The 16,320-nt window shown below is 40.6% G+C and carries 18 protein-coding genes; 12 read left to right on the top strand and 6 right to left on the bottom strand.

Features of this window, described 5'->3' with window-relative positions:
• From FEK47_RS24820 to FEK47_RS24770, 9 genes are all read left to right on the top strand, one after another.
• A partial coding sequence (locus tag FEK47_RS24820) for a YadA-like family protein (protein ID WP_171020871.1) occupies positions 1-653 on the top strand: 653 nt, incomplete at its 5' end.
• A gap of 29 nt (positions 654-682) precedes the next feature.
• Positions 683-910 carry a hypothetical protein gene (locus tag FEK47_RS24815; RefSeq protein ID WP_000855410.1) on the top strand — a complete coding sequence of 76 codons (228 nt, stop codon included), beginning with the start codon at positions 683-685 and terminating at the stop codon, positions 908-910.
• 124 nt (positions 911-1,034) lie between these two features.
• Entirely contained in the window at positions 1,035-1,622 is a 588-nt protein-coding gene (locus tag FEK47_RS24810) for a DUF6012 family protein (RefSeq protein WP_130261063.1), read from the top strand.
• Positions 1,623-1,633: 11 nt separating this feature from the next.
• The gene (locus FEK47_RS24805; RefSeq protein WP_130261062.1) at positions 1,634-3,790 is read left to right on the top strand and encodes a type IA DNA topoisomerase; all 2,157 of its coding nucleotides are present in this window, start codon (positions 1,634-1,636) and stop codon (positions 3,788-3,790) included.
• A 162-nt stretch (positions 3,791-3,952) separates the two neighbouring features.
• Positions 3,953-4,138: a hypothetical protein gene (locus tag FEK47_RS24800; RefSeq protein WP_130261061.1), complete on the top strand. Its 186-nt coding sequence runs from the start codon at positions 3,953-3,955 to the stop codon at positions 4,136-4,138.
• A gap of 754 nt (positions 4,139-4,892) precedes the next feature.
• On the top strand, positions 4,893-4,988 hold the full coding sequence (gene dqlB, locus FEK47_RS25715; RefSeq protein ID WP_000609147.1) for a DinQ-like type I toxin DqlB: 96 nt from the start codon (positions 4,893-4,895) through the stop codon (positions 4,986-4,988).
• Between the two features lie 514 nt (positions 4,989-5,502).
• A complete protein-coding gene (locus FEK47_RS24790; RefSeq protein WP_130261059.1) occupies positions 5,503-6,327 on the top strand; it encodes a tyrosine-type recombinase/integrase in 825 nt (274 codons plus the stop codon).
• A 104-nt stretch (positions 6,328-6,431) separates the two neighbouring features.
• Positions 6,432-7,091 (top strand): division plane positioning ATPase MipZ, encoded by a 660-nt coding sequence (locus FEK47_RS24785; protein WP_130261058.1) that lies wholly within the window; start codon positions 6,432-6,434, stop codon positions 7,089-7,091.
• Positions 7,092-7,802: 711 nt separating this feature from the next.
• Positions 7,803-8,105, top strand: coding sequence for a hypothetical protein (locus FEK47_RS24770; RefSeq protein ID WP_001096503.1), 303 nt, complete (start codon positions 7,803-7,805; stop codon positions 8,103-8,105).
• A 584-nt stretch (positions 8,106-8,689) separates the two neighbouring features.
• Here the strand turns inward: FEK47_RS24770 and FEK47_RS24760 are convergent.
• Entirely contained in the window at positions 8,690-11,887 is a 3,198-nt protein-coding gene (locus tag FEK47_RS24760) for an LPD7 domain-containing protein (RefSeq protein WP_130261054.1), read from the bottom strand.
• Positions 11,884-12,219: a DUF6290 family protein gene (locus FEK47_RS24755; protein WP_000963832.1), complete on the bottom strand. Its 336-nt coding sequence runs from the start codon at positions 12,217-12,219 to the stop codon at positions 11,884-11,886. Before FEK47_RS24755 ends, FEK47_RS24760 begins: the two co-directional genes overlap by 4 nt.
• Before the next feature lie 345 nt (positions 12,220-12,564).
• Between FEK47_RS24755 and FEK47_RS24750 the strand changes: the two genes are divergently transcribed.
• From FEK47_RS24750 to FEK47_RS24740, 3 genes are read left to right on the top strand one after another with little or no spacing between them, the layout of a single operon-like run.
• Positions 12,565-12,972 (top strand): hypothetical protein, encoded by a 408-nt coding sequence (locus tag FEK47_RS24750; protein WP_001190619.1) that lies wholly within the window; start codon positions 12,565-12,567, stop codon positions 12,970-12,972.
• Positions 12,973-12,981: 9 nt separating this feature from the next.
• Positions 12,982-13,743, top strand: a complete 762-nt coding sequence (locus FEK47_RS24745; RefSeq protein WP_001097937.1) for a conjugal transfer protein TraL — start codon at positions 12,982-12,984, stop codon at positions 13,741-13,743.
• Positions 13,740-14,444, top strand: coding sequence for a hypothetical protein (locus tag FEK47_RS24740; protein ID WP_080171974.1), 705 nt, complete (start codon positions 13,740-13,742; stop codon positions 14,442-14,444). Before FEK47_RS24745 ends, FEK47_RS24740 begins: the two co-directional genes overlap by 4 nt.
• A gap of 28 nt (positions 14,445-14,472) precedes the next feature.
• On the opposite strand, the gene FEK47_RS24735 is transcribed toward FEK47_RS24740, so the two are convergent.
• From FEK47_RS24735 to FEK47_RS24720, 4 genes are all read right to left on the bottom strand, one after another.
• Positions 14,473-14,910, bottom strand: a complete 438-nt coding sequence (locus tag FEK47_RS24735) for a type II toxin-antitoxin system HicB family antitoxin (RefSeq protein WP_000466317.1) — start codon at positions 14,908-14,910, stop codon at positions 14,473-14,475.
• Positions 14,911-14,934: 24 nt separating this feature from the next.
• Positions 14,935-15,117 (bottom strand): type II toxin-antitoxin system HicA family toxin, encoded by a 183-nt coding sequence (locus tag FEK47_RS24730; RefSeq protein ID WP_000833471.1) that lies wholly within the window; start codon positions 15,115-15,117, stop codon positions 14,935-14,937.
• 430 nt (positions 15,118-15,547) lie between these two features.
• Positions 15,548-15,826 carry a hypothetical protein gene (locus FEK47_RS24725; RefSeq protein ID WP_000545934.1) on the bottom strand — a complete coding sequence of 93 codons (279 nt, stop codon included), beginning with the start codon at positions 15,824-15,826 and terminating at the stop codon, positions 15,548-15,550.
• A gap of 57 nt (positions 15,827-15,883) precedes the next feature.
• Positions 15,884-16,213 (bottom strand): hypothetical protein, encoded by a 330-nt coding sequence (locus FEK47_RS24720; RefSeq protein WP_000855123.1) that lies wholly within the window; start codon positions 16,211-16,213, stop codon positions 15,884-15,886.
• Between the last annotated feature and the right edge of the window lie 107 nt (positions 16,214-16,320).

Below are 16,320 nucleotides of genomic sequence, written 5' to 3'. Positions count from 1 at the left end.
ATGCCAATATTGATAAGGCGAAGAATGACGCGATCAGTTCATCTAACAGCTACACTGACAGCAAAATCAGTGATACGAAGACAGAACTGAATGCCAATATTGATAAGGCAAAGAATGACGCGATCAGCTCATCCAACAGTTACACAGACAGTAAAATCAGTGATACGAAAACAGAGCTGAATACCAATATCAACAATGCCAAAAATGAGGCAATTAGCACATCAAACAACTATACGGATAAGAAATATCAACAAGGTATCAGTTATACAAATGAAAAATACGAGCAAAGCATACAGTATGCTCAAAATGCGGCTGATAAAGCTGAACAAAATGCGAATAACTATACTGATAACCGATTTAATCAGTTAAACAATCAGTCAAATCAGCGATTTGAACAATTGAATAAAAAGATTGAGCGTGCTGAAAAACGTCTTAATGCCGGTATTGCAGGTGTCGCCGCAATATCTTCAATTCCATATGTAGCTGAGAATAATTTTTCATATGGTGTTGGGCTTGGTAATTATCAGAATGGAAACGCAATTGCTGCGGGTATTCAATATAAAACATCAGCAAATACAAATGTGCGCCTTAACGTCTCATGGGATTCATCTCATAACACTGTCCTTGGTGCAGGTTTTGCGGGTGGCTGGTAATAAACTATCTACGTGAAAGGAGATAAAAAATGAAAACATTAGTTTATGCAATGATTCTGTCGCTGACTACCTTTTCTGCTTTTGCAAAACAGAACTCGGCTAATAGTCAGAAAACAGGAGCAAGTAATGTTGAAAGACAAAGCTATGAGAATACTGATGCAGGAAAAAAACAAGCTGAATGGATGAAAGGTAAGTTTGTTAAACCTGATTGCTCTCCTTCTATGAATCGTATTGGTTGGTCAGAAGGTTGTAAGTAATCATCAATGATAACCTCGCAGATTCCAGATTTTAATCTGGGATTTGCGGGGTTGAACAACCGAAGGGCGTTAGTGATTTTTTGGTAATAAGTCCAGACTTGAAAATGAGATAAAGGAAACCACTATGTATCTGCATATTGTTCCTAAACTTTTTCATCGCATGGCTAATAAATGTAGCCTTAAAACCATTTCCATACCTGAACTTGATTTTATAATTGATAGTGAATCATTGTCTGTAGGCAGACCGTGGCCTAATAAATGTTTATGGGTTGGAATGCGAAAAGGAAGAAAGTCAGTTAATGGCCTTGTTTTGCAAACAGATAAAAAATTAAGATGGTTTACTACTATATACACCTGGGATATTGAAGATATGGGATTAATATATCATCGGGTCAATACCTATATAGAAGATGATGATTTTGATATGGTATCACAGGAAATTCTATTAAATGGTTCTTTTGATAAGTGGAGTGACAGGGTGCATTCAGCTTATGAAAATAATCCTCCTGCCAGAATTCAGCCCAAAATGGAATCTTTATTAAATAAACCTGGTGAAAGCAGCCATGATATGTGGGAAGAGTTCGAATGGGGAGACTTCCTTCTATCCAGAGAGGAAAGCCTTTTACTTCACACTATTCAGTCTGAACGATTAAAAACGGACTTCTCTTTATTCAAAAAACAACCATCTATTGAAAGTGCATTAGTTATTTAAAGGATAATAAAATGAGACTTTTTATTGCAGAAAAACCCGCAGTAGCGAATGATATTGTTAAGGCGCTTGGTGGCAATTTTACTCGCCATGATGGCTGGTTTGAAAGTGATAACGCAATTGTGACTAACTGTTTTGGTCATATTATCGAATCACAGCCACCGGAAAACTATAATCCTGAATATAAAGTCTGGAAAGTTGAAACGCTTCCTTTACGTCTTTATCCCGTGAAGTATCAGCCTGTCGAAAGTGCCGCAAAACAGGTTAAAACGATTCTCGAACTTATCAGCCGTGGAGACGTGACTGAAATTGTTCACGCTGGCGATCCTGATGATGAGGGACAGCTACTGGTTGATGAAGTCCTGGAATATGCAGGCAACACAAAACCCGTAAAGCGCGTTCTGATTAACGACAACACGCTTCCGGCAGTGAAAAAGGCACTGGCAAATCTTAAAGACAATCGTGATTTCAAAGGACTTTACCTTAAGGCGCTGGCGCGTTCAGTTGCCGATGCCGTCTATGGCTTCTCTATGACTCGTGCGTACACCATTCCGGCAAAAGCCAGAGGATATCAGGGCGTTCTGTCTGTCGGGCGCGTCCAGACTCCCGTTCTTGGCCTCATTGTGAATCGTACCCGTGCTAACCAGAACCATAAATCCAGTTTTTACTACACCATGACCGGAGTCTTTCAGCGTGGTGCTGATGTTCTCAGTGCAAACTGGAAACCAGGGGAATTTGCTCCGCTGACAGATCGTAAATTGCTTGATAAGGCATGGGCAAACGGAACGGCGGCATCTCTTGCGGGAAAACCAGCCACCGTTGAAGCGGCAGCAACTGATGATAAAAAAACTGCCGCACCGTTGCCATTTAACCTGGTCAGGCTCCAGCAATACATGAACAAAAAGTTCAAAATGACAGCGCAAAAAACGCTGGATGTTACGCAACAACTACGCGAAAAATACAAAGCGATCACTTATAACCGCTCTGATTGCTCATATCTTTCTGATGAACAATTCAGCGAAGCGCCACAGGTTATCGATGCCCTGAAATCAATATTTCCTCAGGCGCTGGATATTGATTCCGCACGTAAAAGCAAGGCGTTTAACAGTGCAAAGGTGACTGCGCATACTGCGATAATCCCGACAGCCAGTGTGCCTGATGTTAACGCACTCAGCACCGACGAGCGCAATGTTTACCTTGCGATCGCACAACACTATCTTGTTCAGTTCATGCCTGAAAAAGCATACCAGGAAGTATCGGTTGCCATTCAGTGTGGTGATGAGTCGTTCTATGCTCGTGCCAGAAAAACAACTGACAGCGGATTTGAGGCATTTCTTGGTGCGGAAACCACAGACGAAGGTGAATCAGAAGATAACGATGATTCCGCTTTTGAACTACTCTGTAAAATTCGCACAGGAGAAACACTGACGACAAAAGAAGTTGTAGTTAATGAGAAGAAAACGACACCGCCGCCATTATTTACTGAAGCCTCCTTGCTTGCTGCGCTTGTTCGTGTCGCGGATTTTGTCACTGACCCAACGATTAAAAAATTGTTGAAGGATAAAGATAAAGACAAAAAAGATGAACATGGCGGCATTGGTACGCCAGCTACCCGCGCAGCGATTCTGGAAACGTTGAAGAAGAGGAATTATATCACGCTGGAAAAAGGAAAACTCATTCCGACAGATACCGGATATGCGCTTATTGATGCTCTGCCGGATATAGCTGTTAATCCAGATATGACAGCATTATGGGCTGAAAAACAGGCTGCTATTGAAAATGGTGATCTGACGGTTGAAGAGTTTATTAATGAGCTTTACGGTGAACTGAGCGGCATGATTACAGATGTTGACCTGGGCGAGATGAAAATTGAAGCAGCAGCGCCAGCAGGCCAATCTCAACGCCTGAATGCTCCCTGCCCTTCCTGTGGTAAGCAGATTGCTATCAGGCCAAAAGGTTATTTCTGTACAGGATGTGAATTTAAAATCTGGAAGAACTTCTCTGGTAAGGAGCTTTCTGACAAGCAAGTAGAAATCTTGCTAACAAAAGGTATTACAGGAGAGTTAAAAGGGTTTGTTAGTTCCAGGACGAATAAAGAATTTTCGGCTAAAGTTAAATTACTTGATAACGCAACAGGAAAATTAGGGTTTGAATTTACCCCCAAAAAGTAGCAATAGTTGATTATCCCTTGTTCTCCATATAACATCCAATGGCACGTCTGAAGCGTCCGATTAACCAGGGGTGGTTTGTCAGTCTTCAGATTGTGCTATTTGTTAAACTTAACTGCATATAAAGATAAGTTCATATTGTGTCCTTTACAAGGAGATTATGAAATGGAAATGAAATTTTTTGAAGTGAAAGAAGGTTATTATATTAATATAAATTATATAGTATCAATATATTATGACAAGACTGATGTTGCTACTGTTACTCTTACAACAGAAGAGGTTGTACACTTAAATGCTGTGGATGCTATACGTCTGAAAATGTTTTTAGCAAAGTATTTAAACACCAAATAATTAACATCTTTTGGGAACGGAAAAAGACGCAGTAGGCAAATGATAAATACAAAAAGCCCGACTAATCGGGCTTTTTGCTTTCCGGTTCTGAGTTGGTTGCTCTGACCAGAGGATGGCTATCAATATCCAACGTTTATATAGTAAGTCAGATACTTGGCTATGTCAAAGTTAACGAAATAATTCGTTCAATTGGTAAACGTAATCCAAATCTATTTCCTGATGGTGAGCGTAAAGTACATTTTGAAATAAACAATCCTGAATACAAATTCCTCTGTGTAGATATTAACGTCGAATCCAAATAAAAATCTCTCTTGGATGCATCTTTATTGAGATTAGTTCAGTTGAATGACAGGTACAAAAAAGCCCGACTGGTAATCGGGCTTTTTTGTGCTTTCCGGCCTTGAGTTGGTGGCTCTGACCGGAGAAGGTTACTCTACACCTAACGTTTACATTTTATTCACTATGGTGCTGTAAAGCAACTAAATGTGGTTAAGGAACCACATTTAGTTGTGTAACGGGTGTTTTGTGTAGCGTATAATCAGTCAGTTAGTCATGTAGTTGGCTTGTAATCCTGCTCTTCCCGTATCTGCGGGTATGAACGATTTTAAAGTCCTGGCTGGATAAACAGGTGGTGCTGTATTCGGTGCTCTGGCAGGAGGAGGTCACTCTACACCTAACAATGCGAGAGAGCCGTTGTGACAGGCAGTGTATGAGTAAGCAACGGTGATTTCCTCCAGTTTTACTGGAGAAACGGATGATTAATCTGTTAATCATCGTTCTCAGGGCTGTGGTCGCCGTTGCAAACGCGCTGATTGCAATTCTGGAACTGATTCGCCAGTTCATCGACTGATGACAGCGGAAACGTAACTAAGGGCAGGAAGTGAACCGCTTCCTGCCCTTTAACGTACTGTGACATTTTTCAAAAAAACTCACCAATATTCTCCTCGGCAGAAATGACATAACTCACTGTAAAATAAAAATCATCTAAACGCCGGCTTTGCATTGAGCGCGTTGGCCAACGCCTTTATCAGTTGCGACCGCACCAGATAATTTGAAGAAGATTTCCCGCATCACCTGGACATACAGGTTATTCTGTCCAGATCTCATTAGTTACAACATACACTGAATTTATTTCCTTTATCTGGTGCTCTGCTCCGGCATACGCGCCCATATCCTGGGTCATTCAGGATAACTTCCAGATTTCGTCCTGCCCTGCCGTTCATATCCGCCTGGACAAAAATGCATTATCGGAAAAAATGTCCAAAATTTTTTTTGGTGATCGGAATTTTTATTGTCGGACGCACCTCTGCTCCAGGTCATAATTGCTGACACATCCCAAAAAAACAGGTGCGGAGATTTAAAAATTGAGTCACTTACCCGCCAAAATTTTCCAGATTTCACGTAGCGACGCCTGGAATTTAACCATCTCTCCCGATGCAGCCCGTAATATGCGGGATCTGGCGGCGCAGATTGGCGCAGGAATGCCAAAATATCTGATAGCACCGGAAGTCTCACTGCTTCTCTCCTACATTGATGATCTGAGCATCCGTATGTACTTTGAGACACTCTGGAATACCGGAGCACGACTGAATGAAGCTCTGGCGCTGAAACCTGCTGATTTTATGCTGACTCCGACGCGCCAGTACCCGCAACCCGTGGTGATCCTGAAAACACTCAAGCAACGTATAAAAGAAGCAGAAAGAAGACCTGGACGACCGACCACCAGGCATCCGCCATTACATCCTGATCCGCGATACAGAAAACCACCGGAGCCTGCTGTAAGGCTGGTTCCTGTTCTGGATGCCGGATACGCATTGCGTATGCGGGAATACCTGGCGACCTGGAAAAAGCGGATCAAACATCAGCCAGTGTGGGACATAACATCGAGACAGACACCGCTGAACTGGATAAACACCGCAGTGGCACGGGCAGAGCGTGACGGCGTAACATTTTCGGTTCCGGTCACGCCTCACACGTTTCGCCACAGTTACGCCATGCACCTGACAATGAGTGGCGTTCCTCCGCGCGTACTGCAATCCCTGCTGGGACACCGTTATGCAAGAAGCACCGAGATTTACACCCGTATTTTTTCGCTGGACGTCCTTACAGGAAGTGGCCTGTCCTTTACCTGCGATCCACAGCTTGCAAAACAGCTTCTCGGATATCCTGAGCGCCTCAATGGTAAGTAATAATACACACCATTAGGCTATTGCCAGCACGCAATTGTACGGTTATACTTTCATCACAAAAGATTGTGTATTAATACACACCATTTAGCCGGGAGGATTTTGTGATGGGAAAAATCATTACAGTTGCAGGGCATAAAGGCGGCATAGGCAAAAGCACCGTGCTTTGTTCCTTATGTGTCTGTGCCATCAGGAAAGGGAAAACAGCCTGTTTCCTGGAAACAGACTCGCAGGGAAGCATCAAGGACTTCATCGAGGAACGTAAAACCAACGAGCGGCTGTCTGAAATACCGTATTTCGAGTGCTACACAGATATTCCGGCGATGGCACGAAAACTGGCTGCCCGCTTTGATTATGTGTTTGTTGATACGCCAGGAATGAAATCTCCGGCCTTCGTTAAGGCACTGAGTTGTGCTGACATTCTGTTCACATTCATTGAGCCAGGAGCAGGCATCGAGATCAACACGCTGGGACGGCTGGTTTTCGACATTAAAACAGCACAGGCCGGAGTCAATCCGTCAATGAAAGCATGGATTGTCCTGAATAAGTGTTCAACTAACCCGTCAGACAGTGAAGCGTCAGAACTGCGCCGACAACTCAATGATGATCCGGACTGGCTTCCGGTTCCCCGCCAGCGTATCTATATGCGTACTGCGCATAAAAAAGCCTATAACAGTGGTATGGGCGTACACGAATACGATGATAAACGGGGAAACAAAGCCCGTGGCGAAATTGAGTTACTGTTAAAAGAAACGGGTATTCTTTGATGTGTATTATTACACACTAAAAGCAAGGGAGATGTATGCTCGCCCATTTTCTGTTTGTATCCAATATCAGCCCCTGGCAGGGATGGCTTTTTCTTACTGTCGCAGTAATAACCATTGCTGCCGGATGTATTTCCATCCACGAAAACAGAATGCACTTCTCATGGACAGATGCGGTTATGGTTCTGATTTATTGTGGTCTGGCAGGTTTTTTAGCTGTTTGCGGTATACGGGCGCTTGGGCTTATCTGAATAGCAATAGTGTGTATTGTTACACAACAAATAACAGGAAACAGGAAACATAACATGCTCAGTCTTTTTCTGTTCTTATCACTATTGATACTCCTGATAAGGATATTCTCCGCCAGGCTAATAATTCCGGCTGTGTGCGTATTTCTGCCTGTGTCATCACTCTGGATGGGATTTACTATGCTCAAACAACATGAATCCCCTTGCCTGAATAGTTCAGGTTGTGTTTTATCACCATTTGCTCAGTTCAGCACCCTGATCGGATGGCTTTTTATTGCTGTATCAATATTAACCACATGTGCTTGCGTATGTTTTCTCCGTAAAAATAAGAAACGCTGGTCATGGCATGATGCACCTATGCTTCTACTTGCAGGTGGCCTGGCAATTTGCGGCACCTGGATGCTGGAACTTCTACAGCTATAAAAAGTGTGTATAATTACACACTTTACAAAAAGCAGGATACCTTATGGCAAAGCTCCCCAAGAAAATAGATCAGGAAATTAAGCCACTGGATTTGCGCCAGTTTGTAAGTTCTGCGGCACAAAAACCGGCATCGGCATCCGCAGTAACGCGTATAAATCTGACAATGACAGATGATGATCTCGATACAGCGCAGGAGTTCCAGAACGAGTACGGTGCAAGCCGTGCTGAAGTTATCAGGGCGGCACTGGCAGCTCTACGTCTGGTATCAGCAGAAGAACGCCGGAGGTTGTTTGATGATATAAGGAAAAACAGTCCGAAGGCCGGAAGACCAACCGTTAACAAATAGTTTGATGTTGATGTAAAGGAAAATCAGATGACGGGATACAGATTTTTTTTGATTTTATGTGGAATTTACCTAAATCTTTTTATGTTATTAGCATTTTACTTATTACCTGATGAAGATAGTAAATCAGTTGGGATTTTATTATACTTAACTTTCGGTTTTTCTCTGCCATTAATATTTGTCTGCTATAACTGGAATAAAAATTCTGAATGATACTTAAGCCTGCGAATGAGTGGGCTTTAAGAAACGATGAAATGAGATGGACTATAATCCTCACAGGAGGAGTTTAACTCTATGGAACAATGCATCTTTGATTTAGGAATTATAAGCTATAATCCAGTTATTACATGGACTGTACCAGTTGTATTTTTCTTTTTAGTATTGATAGCTGGTATAGTATTCAATATTGGCAGGAGAAGTAATCTAATCGTTTTTGCCCTGGCAATATTGCTCCCATTAACAACGGTTTTCATTTTTATGTTACTGGGCGGTAAGATCGATATGTGCTGAACCGTTGCGGTGTTCTAGTGAGAGCGTTATTTAAACTTCAGATTTAAGCCCACGAATTAATTTCGTGGGCTTTCTCTTTATCGTTCCTGTTCAGATTGCTGCTGATTTTGCTGTTCTGCTTTTTCCTGTACGAACTGTTGTTCAAGACGATCTTCTGCTACTTCGCGAGTGAAATCGTGATGTAACAATTCGGCTTCAGTCTCCTGACGGTTAAACGCTAATCCCTCGGCTTCAAATTTAGCCTGATAGCGATCAATGGCATCCAGTATCAAACCATCCTGCTCATTGACATCACGACCTTGTGCTTTTTCAAGTTCATGTCGTGGAACAGGTTCCGCTTCTTTAACGGCAAGTTGCTCTCCCATCATCCCTAATTCTTCTCTGGTTACAGATTTAACAATAACTTCCCTTTTATCCAGATCATGAAGCATTGCAGTATTATTTTTATACTCAATAGCTTCAGAAAGCGATTCGAACTTCTTAACAGGCTGGTTGAGTTCATCTTTCGGGAACGAAACAACATATACAGGTGTACGGGTGTATTCCTTGTATGAATCAGCCAGGATTTCGTAGGGTTTATCAAATTCTGCTGTCAGTTTTTCTGGATAAGAGGACAGCTCGCTGGCCGCTATGGTCTTGGAAACAAGCAACGCACCTTCAAATCCATTTCCCAAATGTGGGTTCGCTTCGTATTTCTCGATTGCCATTTTCTTGTCTTCTTCAAAGTAGCTGTAAGCAGCCTCTTTTGAATAGAAAATGACCCCTTCGTTCTGTTCGTGTACGCTTGTATGGCTGACCAGATAAATTTCTTGTTTAGCCTCTTCCGCTGACGCCTGGTTCTGATGAACATCTGCCTTGCTGATTTCATTATCAACCTGGGTTTGTTGCTGGGATTCCTGTTCAGTCTGCTGCATTGCTTTAGACTCAAGCTCCGCTTTATGCTCCAGCATCATCTGTTGGTATTTCTCAGGGCGCAGAATAATATTCATATCCCGTTCTGCCGCTACAAGAGCACATTCTTTCTTAAACTCTTCGCTTCCGGTAAGTTTGAGCACACCGCCAAACTTCTCTTTCGAATACTCCAGCATGATGCCGATCTCTTCTTTAGAAGGATTCTTTCCGGCAACAACAAAATCACCCTTATCAGTAAATACGGGGGACTCTGTTTTTTGGTCACGATAAACAATCTTGGTTTCTTGTTTATCCATTACAAGATCTTTCAACCTGGTATTTGTTTGTTGCAGTTCCTGCAATCGCTTTTGTGCCTGAACAGCTTTTTCCAGTGATAGCTCAATTTCAGCACCAGAAATACTATTTTCATTTTCTTTATTAAGATAATTTTTGAGTTTATCAATTGCTTTCATAGCATTTTTATCCTCATTCCAGTCTTTATGATACTGGTTGATAAAACTACGTCCCGCAGCATACATATCATCCAGTCGTTCAAGAGTGGTTATTTTCTTATAAACTAAAACACCTTTAGCTACATCACGATTTTCTTTAGGTAAAGAATAAATTTGTTGCCGCATTTCGCGCAATTCATTATACATATTTTTCTTTTCTGCACGAATAATATTCCTTAAAGAAATGTCTGTTTTTTTAAAGGAAGAAAATCTTTCTCTGGATTCTTCATAACTCAGTTTTCTTATTGTTGCTACCGGCTCAAACGTTTTTTCAGACAGTTGTTCTCCATATGTTTTAAGTAAGAAACTTTTTGCATCAGACCATGATAAATTAATATATTTAGTTAAAAAATCAGACGCATTAAGATTTCTGTTGCCAACTGCAAAACGTGGAGAACCATCTTTTGCTTTACTGATTGCATGTTCTCCAGGTACAACATTAAATTCACGTGCAGTCGCAGAAAGAAAACGCTCAGGATCAATTTCCTTTCTGATTTCTGCCATTGTGCTTAACTCATTACGTTCTGCATCATTATTTAACTTCTGAAATAATGCTTCATGTAATGGCGTTGATATACCGATATTTTTTATTCCTCGTTCTGAGAATCGTCGATCAGCATTCCGTCGCATTGCTGAATCAGAATGCGATCTGTTTTCCATTCTGTTTGCCAGATTACGCTGTTCATTATCCTGCAAAATACGGACAGATTCGGGCGGTTTTCCTCTCCCGTGGATTCCGTAAACCAAACCGCGTTGGGGCAAACGTGGCACGCCGACTCTTGTTTTAGTTCTACTGAATCTGGAAGTTGATTCAATACTGAACTTGTTACCACAAGACCGTCCTTGCGTTCTTTCAGAATTTTTTGTGTTAAGTTTGTATTTTTTGTCATAGTCATCAATCCTGTTTTTTAGGAAACTTTTCTTTTCCGGCTCACTAAGCGCCTTATAGTGATCACGCGTTTTACTCGATTTTGAATAAATATGTTTTATTTCGTGACTGGTTTTATCAAGCCAGGTACTAACGTTATTGTTAATCTGTGCCAGGGTCGGCTTTACTAAAGGTAGTTCACGTTTTTCTATGAAAGATGAACTAAATAATGGGTTTTTAAAATTAGTATATTTTTTGTCATCTTTAAGGCGCACAGCAAAGTATTGATTAGTCTTCCCCTCATTGCGAATTTTTACATCACCATATTGCATTAATAAATTTTTGAATGCATCCGTCGAGTTAATATTTTCATTTGTAACTCTGGAGAAGACTTCCTTTTTTACTTCATTGTTCCGTTCACGGTATAAATCGCCTTTTACTCGTGACAGCACGTTTGCATAGTTCTCATCACTTACACGAACGGAATCCTTTGGGCTTATCAGGTTATATTTGTTGTTAAGATATTCCTGAACAGAGTCAAGTTGAGTCTGAGTTTTGAGATTTGTCAGATCTCCTGGCGGATTTAATGAGTTCCCTGTGACAAGATTTGTTCTTGGAATGACAATGTGAATATGTGGTTTACGCTCCACAAGTTCACCAGTTTTGTTATCAACAATATTTTTAATTTTTGGAAGATGGGCTTCTGCATAAAAAGAATACTCATCTGTATGATAGGCATTCATGAGCATCTTCCTGAAATCAGAAGTCACGTTTTTCAGTGTTTCTTCTGATATTTCATTTTCTGCAAATGATAATGTGATATGCAGGTATCGCTCCTGCCCTTTATCTTCTATTGATTCAATTATTTTATTTGTTGTAGCCAGATCGCCGTCAATGATAAATCTATGGTCAAGTTCATCACGGGTATACTCACGCTCCGCTTTTCTTCCATTTTCAAGGTATTCTGCAATACCATGATTGCCACCGCCATAGCGTATTATCATTTTAGTGCGCCCTGCAATAAATCACGGATATTTATCAAGGTATTGAGCGCCCTTTCATACAATGAAGATGATATAATTCCCTTGTTATGATCCAGATTTAAACGATGTGCAATCTGATTAAGATTATTGCTTGTTTTGTTCATAAGAAAAAGACAACGCTTGTAATCTGTCGTTGGCTTTGGCTTCACTGGCAATTCACTAATACGATTCAGAATCAGTGCGCGAAAAAACTCGGATTTGCCAATGTCTGTATGCTCCAGCAGCTCCTTGAACGGCTGGTATTCTTCATCGGTTAACCGGATTGATATAACGTTTTTTCTTTCTATCGCCATAACGCCTTTACCTTAAAGTTCGTAGAACTTCCTGAACGGTGCAACCGTTCGGGGTTTCAAAGGGGCATCCCCTTTGGCACGACGATTATACAGGCCATGAAATGGCGTGTATACATCGGTGTCGTGCCTGTGTTTTAGAAAACGATTCAGACTAGACACACAAAACGACACACACAATAGCACCACAGACACACATAATGGCACACAAAAGAACACACACAAAAGCACACAAAAAACCTTGACAACACACAAAATGACACACACAATGCCACACATAAGGACACACACATTGCAATTTAGGGATAGTTTTGTCATATTGGGAGGTAAATATATAGAGGATAACATATGCAAAGCATCGACGCGTTCTTATCACCACTTTGTGAAGCGATAAGAAATGAAAAACTAAAATCAAAACAAGCTGCATTTAATCTGTACCTTCAAGAGATACTTGAAGCCAAGAAAACATATACCTGGGAACAGATATGCACATATATAAATCAGAATACTGATTCGACGCTGGCTGTACGTGCTTATAGAAATATGGTTGAACGAGCAAAAAAGAAACGCTTATCACAGGAAAAGAAAAATAACGAATCTGGAGTCGCAAACAAGTTGCCGCCTCAAGGTGACAAATCGACTCAAACAACAAAAGAACCAGCGATAAAAGGTTTTTTCTCTCAAAGAGAAAAAGAGAGAAAACTGGAATATGATGCTTCGGCAACAATGGCAAAATTTGAAGACAAATACAAATAAGGATGAAACATGAATACTTCAATCAATTTTATATTGCAAGGTAAAGGCGGTGTAGGTAAATCTTTTGCCACATCAATACTGTCTCAATATTTTATTGATGAAAAAAAACTTGAAAATGTTGTTGTCGCGGATACAGACCCAGTAAATACAACTACAGCAAAAGTAAAACGCCTTAATGCTGAAATTATCAAGATTGTAGAAAATAACAACATTGTGCAATCAAAATTTGATAGCATGTTTGAATCTATTCTTGAAGGCGGAAACATTAATTTCGTTATTGATAATGGTGCTTCTACGTTCTTGCCATTACTTCAGTATTTCGATGATAACTGTGTAATGGATATGTTCAATGAAGTTGAACAGGATGTTTATATCCATACTATTATTGTTGGTGGTCAGGCACAAGCGGACACAATAGAAGGTTTTGAAAATATCGTTAAACTTGTAAAAGGTACGAAAGTTAAAATAATCGTATGGATTAATGAGTTCCAGGGCGAACCGATACTTTCAGGGAAGCATATAACTGAAACAAACTTTTTTGAAAAAAATAAAGACGTTATTGCTGGCGCAATATTGATCAAAGATCGCAAAAGCGATGCTTTTGATACTGACATAAAAAAATTAACAGCCAATTCAATGACACTGACTGAGGCGCTTGAATCGAAAGAGTTTGGATTAATGGCTAAATCCCGCCTCAAGCGTGTTTTTAACGATGTATATGTACAGCTTGATGCAATCTATGACCCTGAAAGTGTAGAGGCCAATGCATGAGTGATATTGAATTACAACAGCCCGAAAGGGCTGTTCATGAAGCAGAAGATCAGATAAATGATTTTGTTGTTGATGTTTTCAAGAAAACAGGGGTAAGAATATCAAAAGATGATCCTGTACTATCCCTGCTATTTCTCCATGAAAAAATTCAAAAGAGACAATCTGATTTATTAAAAGATGATTTCACCACTTTAGCTGATGCATTCAAGAGTGTATTAAGTTCATTAGAAGAAGAAAATATTCAGCGATTCAGAAAAATTGTAGATACTTGTGGTGATCTTGATAACGAAATAAAAGAAGCCATAGAGCATGGCAAAAATGAAATCAATGAGACAGCAGTCTTAGCGAAGGAAAAATTAAACAATGAAATAATAGATATTATATCCTTACTAAGAAAAAACCAGGAGGAGCTAAACAACTCTTACAAAAAGAGCATTGCTGAATTTTCAAAAAACACAAAGCCATTTAGTAAAAGTACAGCAATAGCATTATGTGTAGCCTGCACCATTGGAATTTCAGCCGCTTTTTCTGGTGCGTTCTGGTATGTTGCGCAATCACAGAAAGAACAGGCGCTACAGTTCTATGCATCCGGCTACATGGATATGCAAAAACTAACAAAAGAAACGATCTCTCTACTACCTAAAGAACAGCAAAAAATTGCAACCGCTAAGTTAAATGCACTGGAAAGCCGCAGTAGGTAAAAAAATCCCCGCATCAAGCGGGGATTTTTCATTTATATGAAAGTTCATGCCGCGCGGCCTGAGCAAGAAAATGGCTACGATCTCTGTAAACACCGCCACTTTCTCTGACAAATCCATCAATACGACGAATCAACACATCAGGCAACGCAATATTAATACGTTGTTGTTTACCTTCAATTTCAGACAAATCAACATCAATTACAAACCAGCTATCGCAGTGACTATAGTCCTGATTTGCGGCATATGTTAAACAGCCGTCATCATGAATATCATCAACAGAATAAGAACCACTTAAAACCATTTCTTCCACGATAGCCAATATCGCTTCTCGCGCCATCACAGGAATTTCTGATTGAGTATCGGCAGCAGAGACACAGCCAAAATCAAAACGATCAAAAGCCGGAACGGTTATACCATATGCCGTATGGTCATCTTTCGGTGTTTCGACACCCACAGAAAAAAACATGATTACCTCCAAAGTCGGCGGGGATTAAATCCCCGCCATTTTTCTGATCGATCTGACAGTACCCAGTGGCAAGTCTTTTTTCGGATGGGGCACAGGAAAAGTTTTTCCTGTTATGGGCGACCACCATATCTGGTGGCTGCTCGCCTTATGCCGCTTCAACTCACAACCAGCAGCTATCAGCTCTTTCAACAGGTCAGCAGATTTCATATGTCCTCCCTAACCTGCCACTAATTATACACACATATACACACAAAAGCAAAAAAGAAGATTAATTTCGTGCGTAACTGCTCTATGCAACATTGAAAAAATTCCGCTTCCTCGCCACTAACTCGCTACGCTCGGTCGTTCGGCTGCGGCGAGCGGTTAAAAAAATAAATGATGTGTATTAATACACAAAAAAAAGGGGGAGAATAATCTCCCCCCTTCACATCAAACTAAAGCATTATCCCGGTTATGCGCCCACCAAATGATTTCGCTAATAATCCATGCTTCTATTGCTGGGGTTTTGACTTGTTCCCCGTTTACAATCCGGTTGGCAAGCTCTATCATTTCGCACACTGACATTTGAAAATCTCCAAAGATACATTTGTCATTGGGTAACAGGCTGCCCCACAGCCTGTTACCCCCCCAAAAAAAGTTAGTATTTGCTAGTGACCTTTCCTTTCTTAATCATTTCTCTTAATTCAGATTCGGTGTACTCCTTTCCATGTTCCAACGTGGAATATATGTTACCAACAGTCCATATCCCACACTTCTTAATTTCTGCATTTATCCATGACTCACGCAGAATAAACAACGGTTCGCAATCATTTCCTTTTTCATAAACATAAATAGATTCGGTATCATTTCCAGAATCAGAAGTGCCAACAATTTTTTCTATATCGAAATGTTTTTTCAGAAAAGTTGTAAAATGCATTTTTATTCTCCTGCCGCTGTGCGGCTTTGGTAATTAGGGGCAATTACGCCCCTGTGATTAGTAATATGATGTAAATTCGTGTTTCTCTTCTGGCTGAGTTTTATAGGCCATCTCAAATGATTCAATCTCTATTGCAGGTACGCTGTAACAATCACGCACACGACGCTTTAATGGCTCCCCACAGAAATCATTAAGCAATGGGGTCTTATATCCACTCATTGAACGAGTCAGAAGAACAGAAGCGCGAACCTCCTGGACGGTGACGGTTTTTTTACCGTGAACAGAAATAACCTGGTAGAAATTAACGTTAGTTTGCTCATATCCCCATGAAGATACAAACACATCACCAACAGAAACAGTACCGTTATTAAAAGTTAATGTTTTCATTTTTATCTCCTGCCACTGAGCGGCTTTGGTGATCAGGGACTATCCCCTCTCGATATGTTTATAATAGGTCAGTTCTGACCTATTTACAAGTAATTTTTACTCCTGAT

It is taken from the genome of Escherichia sp. E3659 (genome assembly GCF_005781135.1).
GTDB lineage: Bacteria > Pseudomonadota > Gammaproteobacteria > Enterobacterales > Enterobacteriaceae > Escherichia.
The sequence above is the reverse complement of the archived record's forward strand: the minus strand, read 5'-3'. Positions and strand labels throughout refer to the sequence as shown.

What these genes read in the sequence shown, in the direction of transcription:
- FEK47_RS24740 (WP_080171974.1), top strand. Translation starts at nt 13,740, where the DNA reads ATGAGTGATATTGAATTACAACAGCCCGAAAGGGCTGTTCATGAAGCA.
- FEK47_RS24760 (WP_130261054.1), bottom strand. Translation starts at nt 11,887, where the DNA reads ATGATAATACGCTATGGCGGTGGCAATCATGGTATTGCAGAATACCTT.
- FEK47_RS24725 (WP_000545934.1), bottom strand. Translation starts at nt 15,826, where the DNA reads ATGCATTTTACAACTTTTCTGAAAAAACATTTCGATATAGAAAAAATT.
- FEK47_RS24815 (WP_000855410.1), top strand. Translation starts at nt 683, where the DNA reads ATGAAAACATTAGTTTATGCAATGATTCTGTCGCTGACTACCTTTTCT.
- FEK47_RS24810 (WP_130261063.1), top strand. Translation starts at nt 1,035, where the DNA reads ATGTATCTGCATATTGTTCCTAAACTTTTTCATCGCATGGCTAATAAA.
- FEK47_RS24755 (WP_000963832.1), bottom strand. Translation starts at nt 12,219, where the DNA reads ATGGCGATAGAAAGAAAAAACGTTATATCAATCCGGTTAACCGATGAA.
- FEK47_RS24730 (WP_000833471.1), bottom strand. Translation starts at nt 15,117, where the DNA reads ATGAAATCTGCTGACCTGTTGAAAGAGCTGATAGCTGCTGGTTGTGAG.
- FEK47_RS24750 (WP_001190619.1), top strand. Translation starts at nt 12,565, where the DNA reads ATGCAAAGCATCGACGCGTTCTTATCACCACTTTGTGAAGCGATAAGA.
- dqlB (WP_000609147.1), top strand. Translation starts at nt 4,893, where the DNA reads ATGATTAATCTGTTAATCATCGTTCTCAGGGCTGTGGTCGCCGTTGCA.
- FEK47_RS24800 (WP_130261061.1), top strand. Translation starts at nt 3,953, where the DNA reads ATGGAAATGAAATTTTTTGAAGTGAAAGAAGGTTATTATATTAATATA.
- FEK47_RS24735 (WP_000466317.1), bottom strand. Translation starts at nt 14,910, where the DNA reads ATGTTTTTTTCTGTGGGTGTCGAAACACCGAAAGATGACCATACGGCA.
- FEK47_RS24745 (WP_001097937.1), top strand. Translation starts at nt 12,982, where the DNA reads ATGAATACTTCAATCAATTTTATATTGCAAGGTAAAGGCGGTGTAGGT.
- FEK47_RS24805 (WP_130261062.1), top strand. Translation starts at nt 1,634, where the DNA reads ATGAGACTTTTTATTGCAGAAAAACCCGCAGTAGCGAATGATATTGTT.
- FEK47_RS24720 (WP_000855123.1), bottom strand. Translation starts at nt 16,213, where the DNA reads ATGAAAACATTAACTTTTAATAACGGTACTGTTTCTGTTGGTGATGTG.
- FEK47_RS24785 (WP_130261058.1), top strand. Translation starts at nt 6,432, where the DNA reads ATGGGAAAAATCATTACAGTTGCAGGGCATAAAGGCGGCATAGGCAAA.
- FEK47_RS24770 (WP_001096503.1), top strand. Translation starts at nt 7,803, where the DNA reads ATGGCAAAGCTCCCCAAGAAAATAGATCAGGAAATTAAGCCACTGGAT.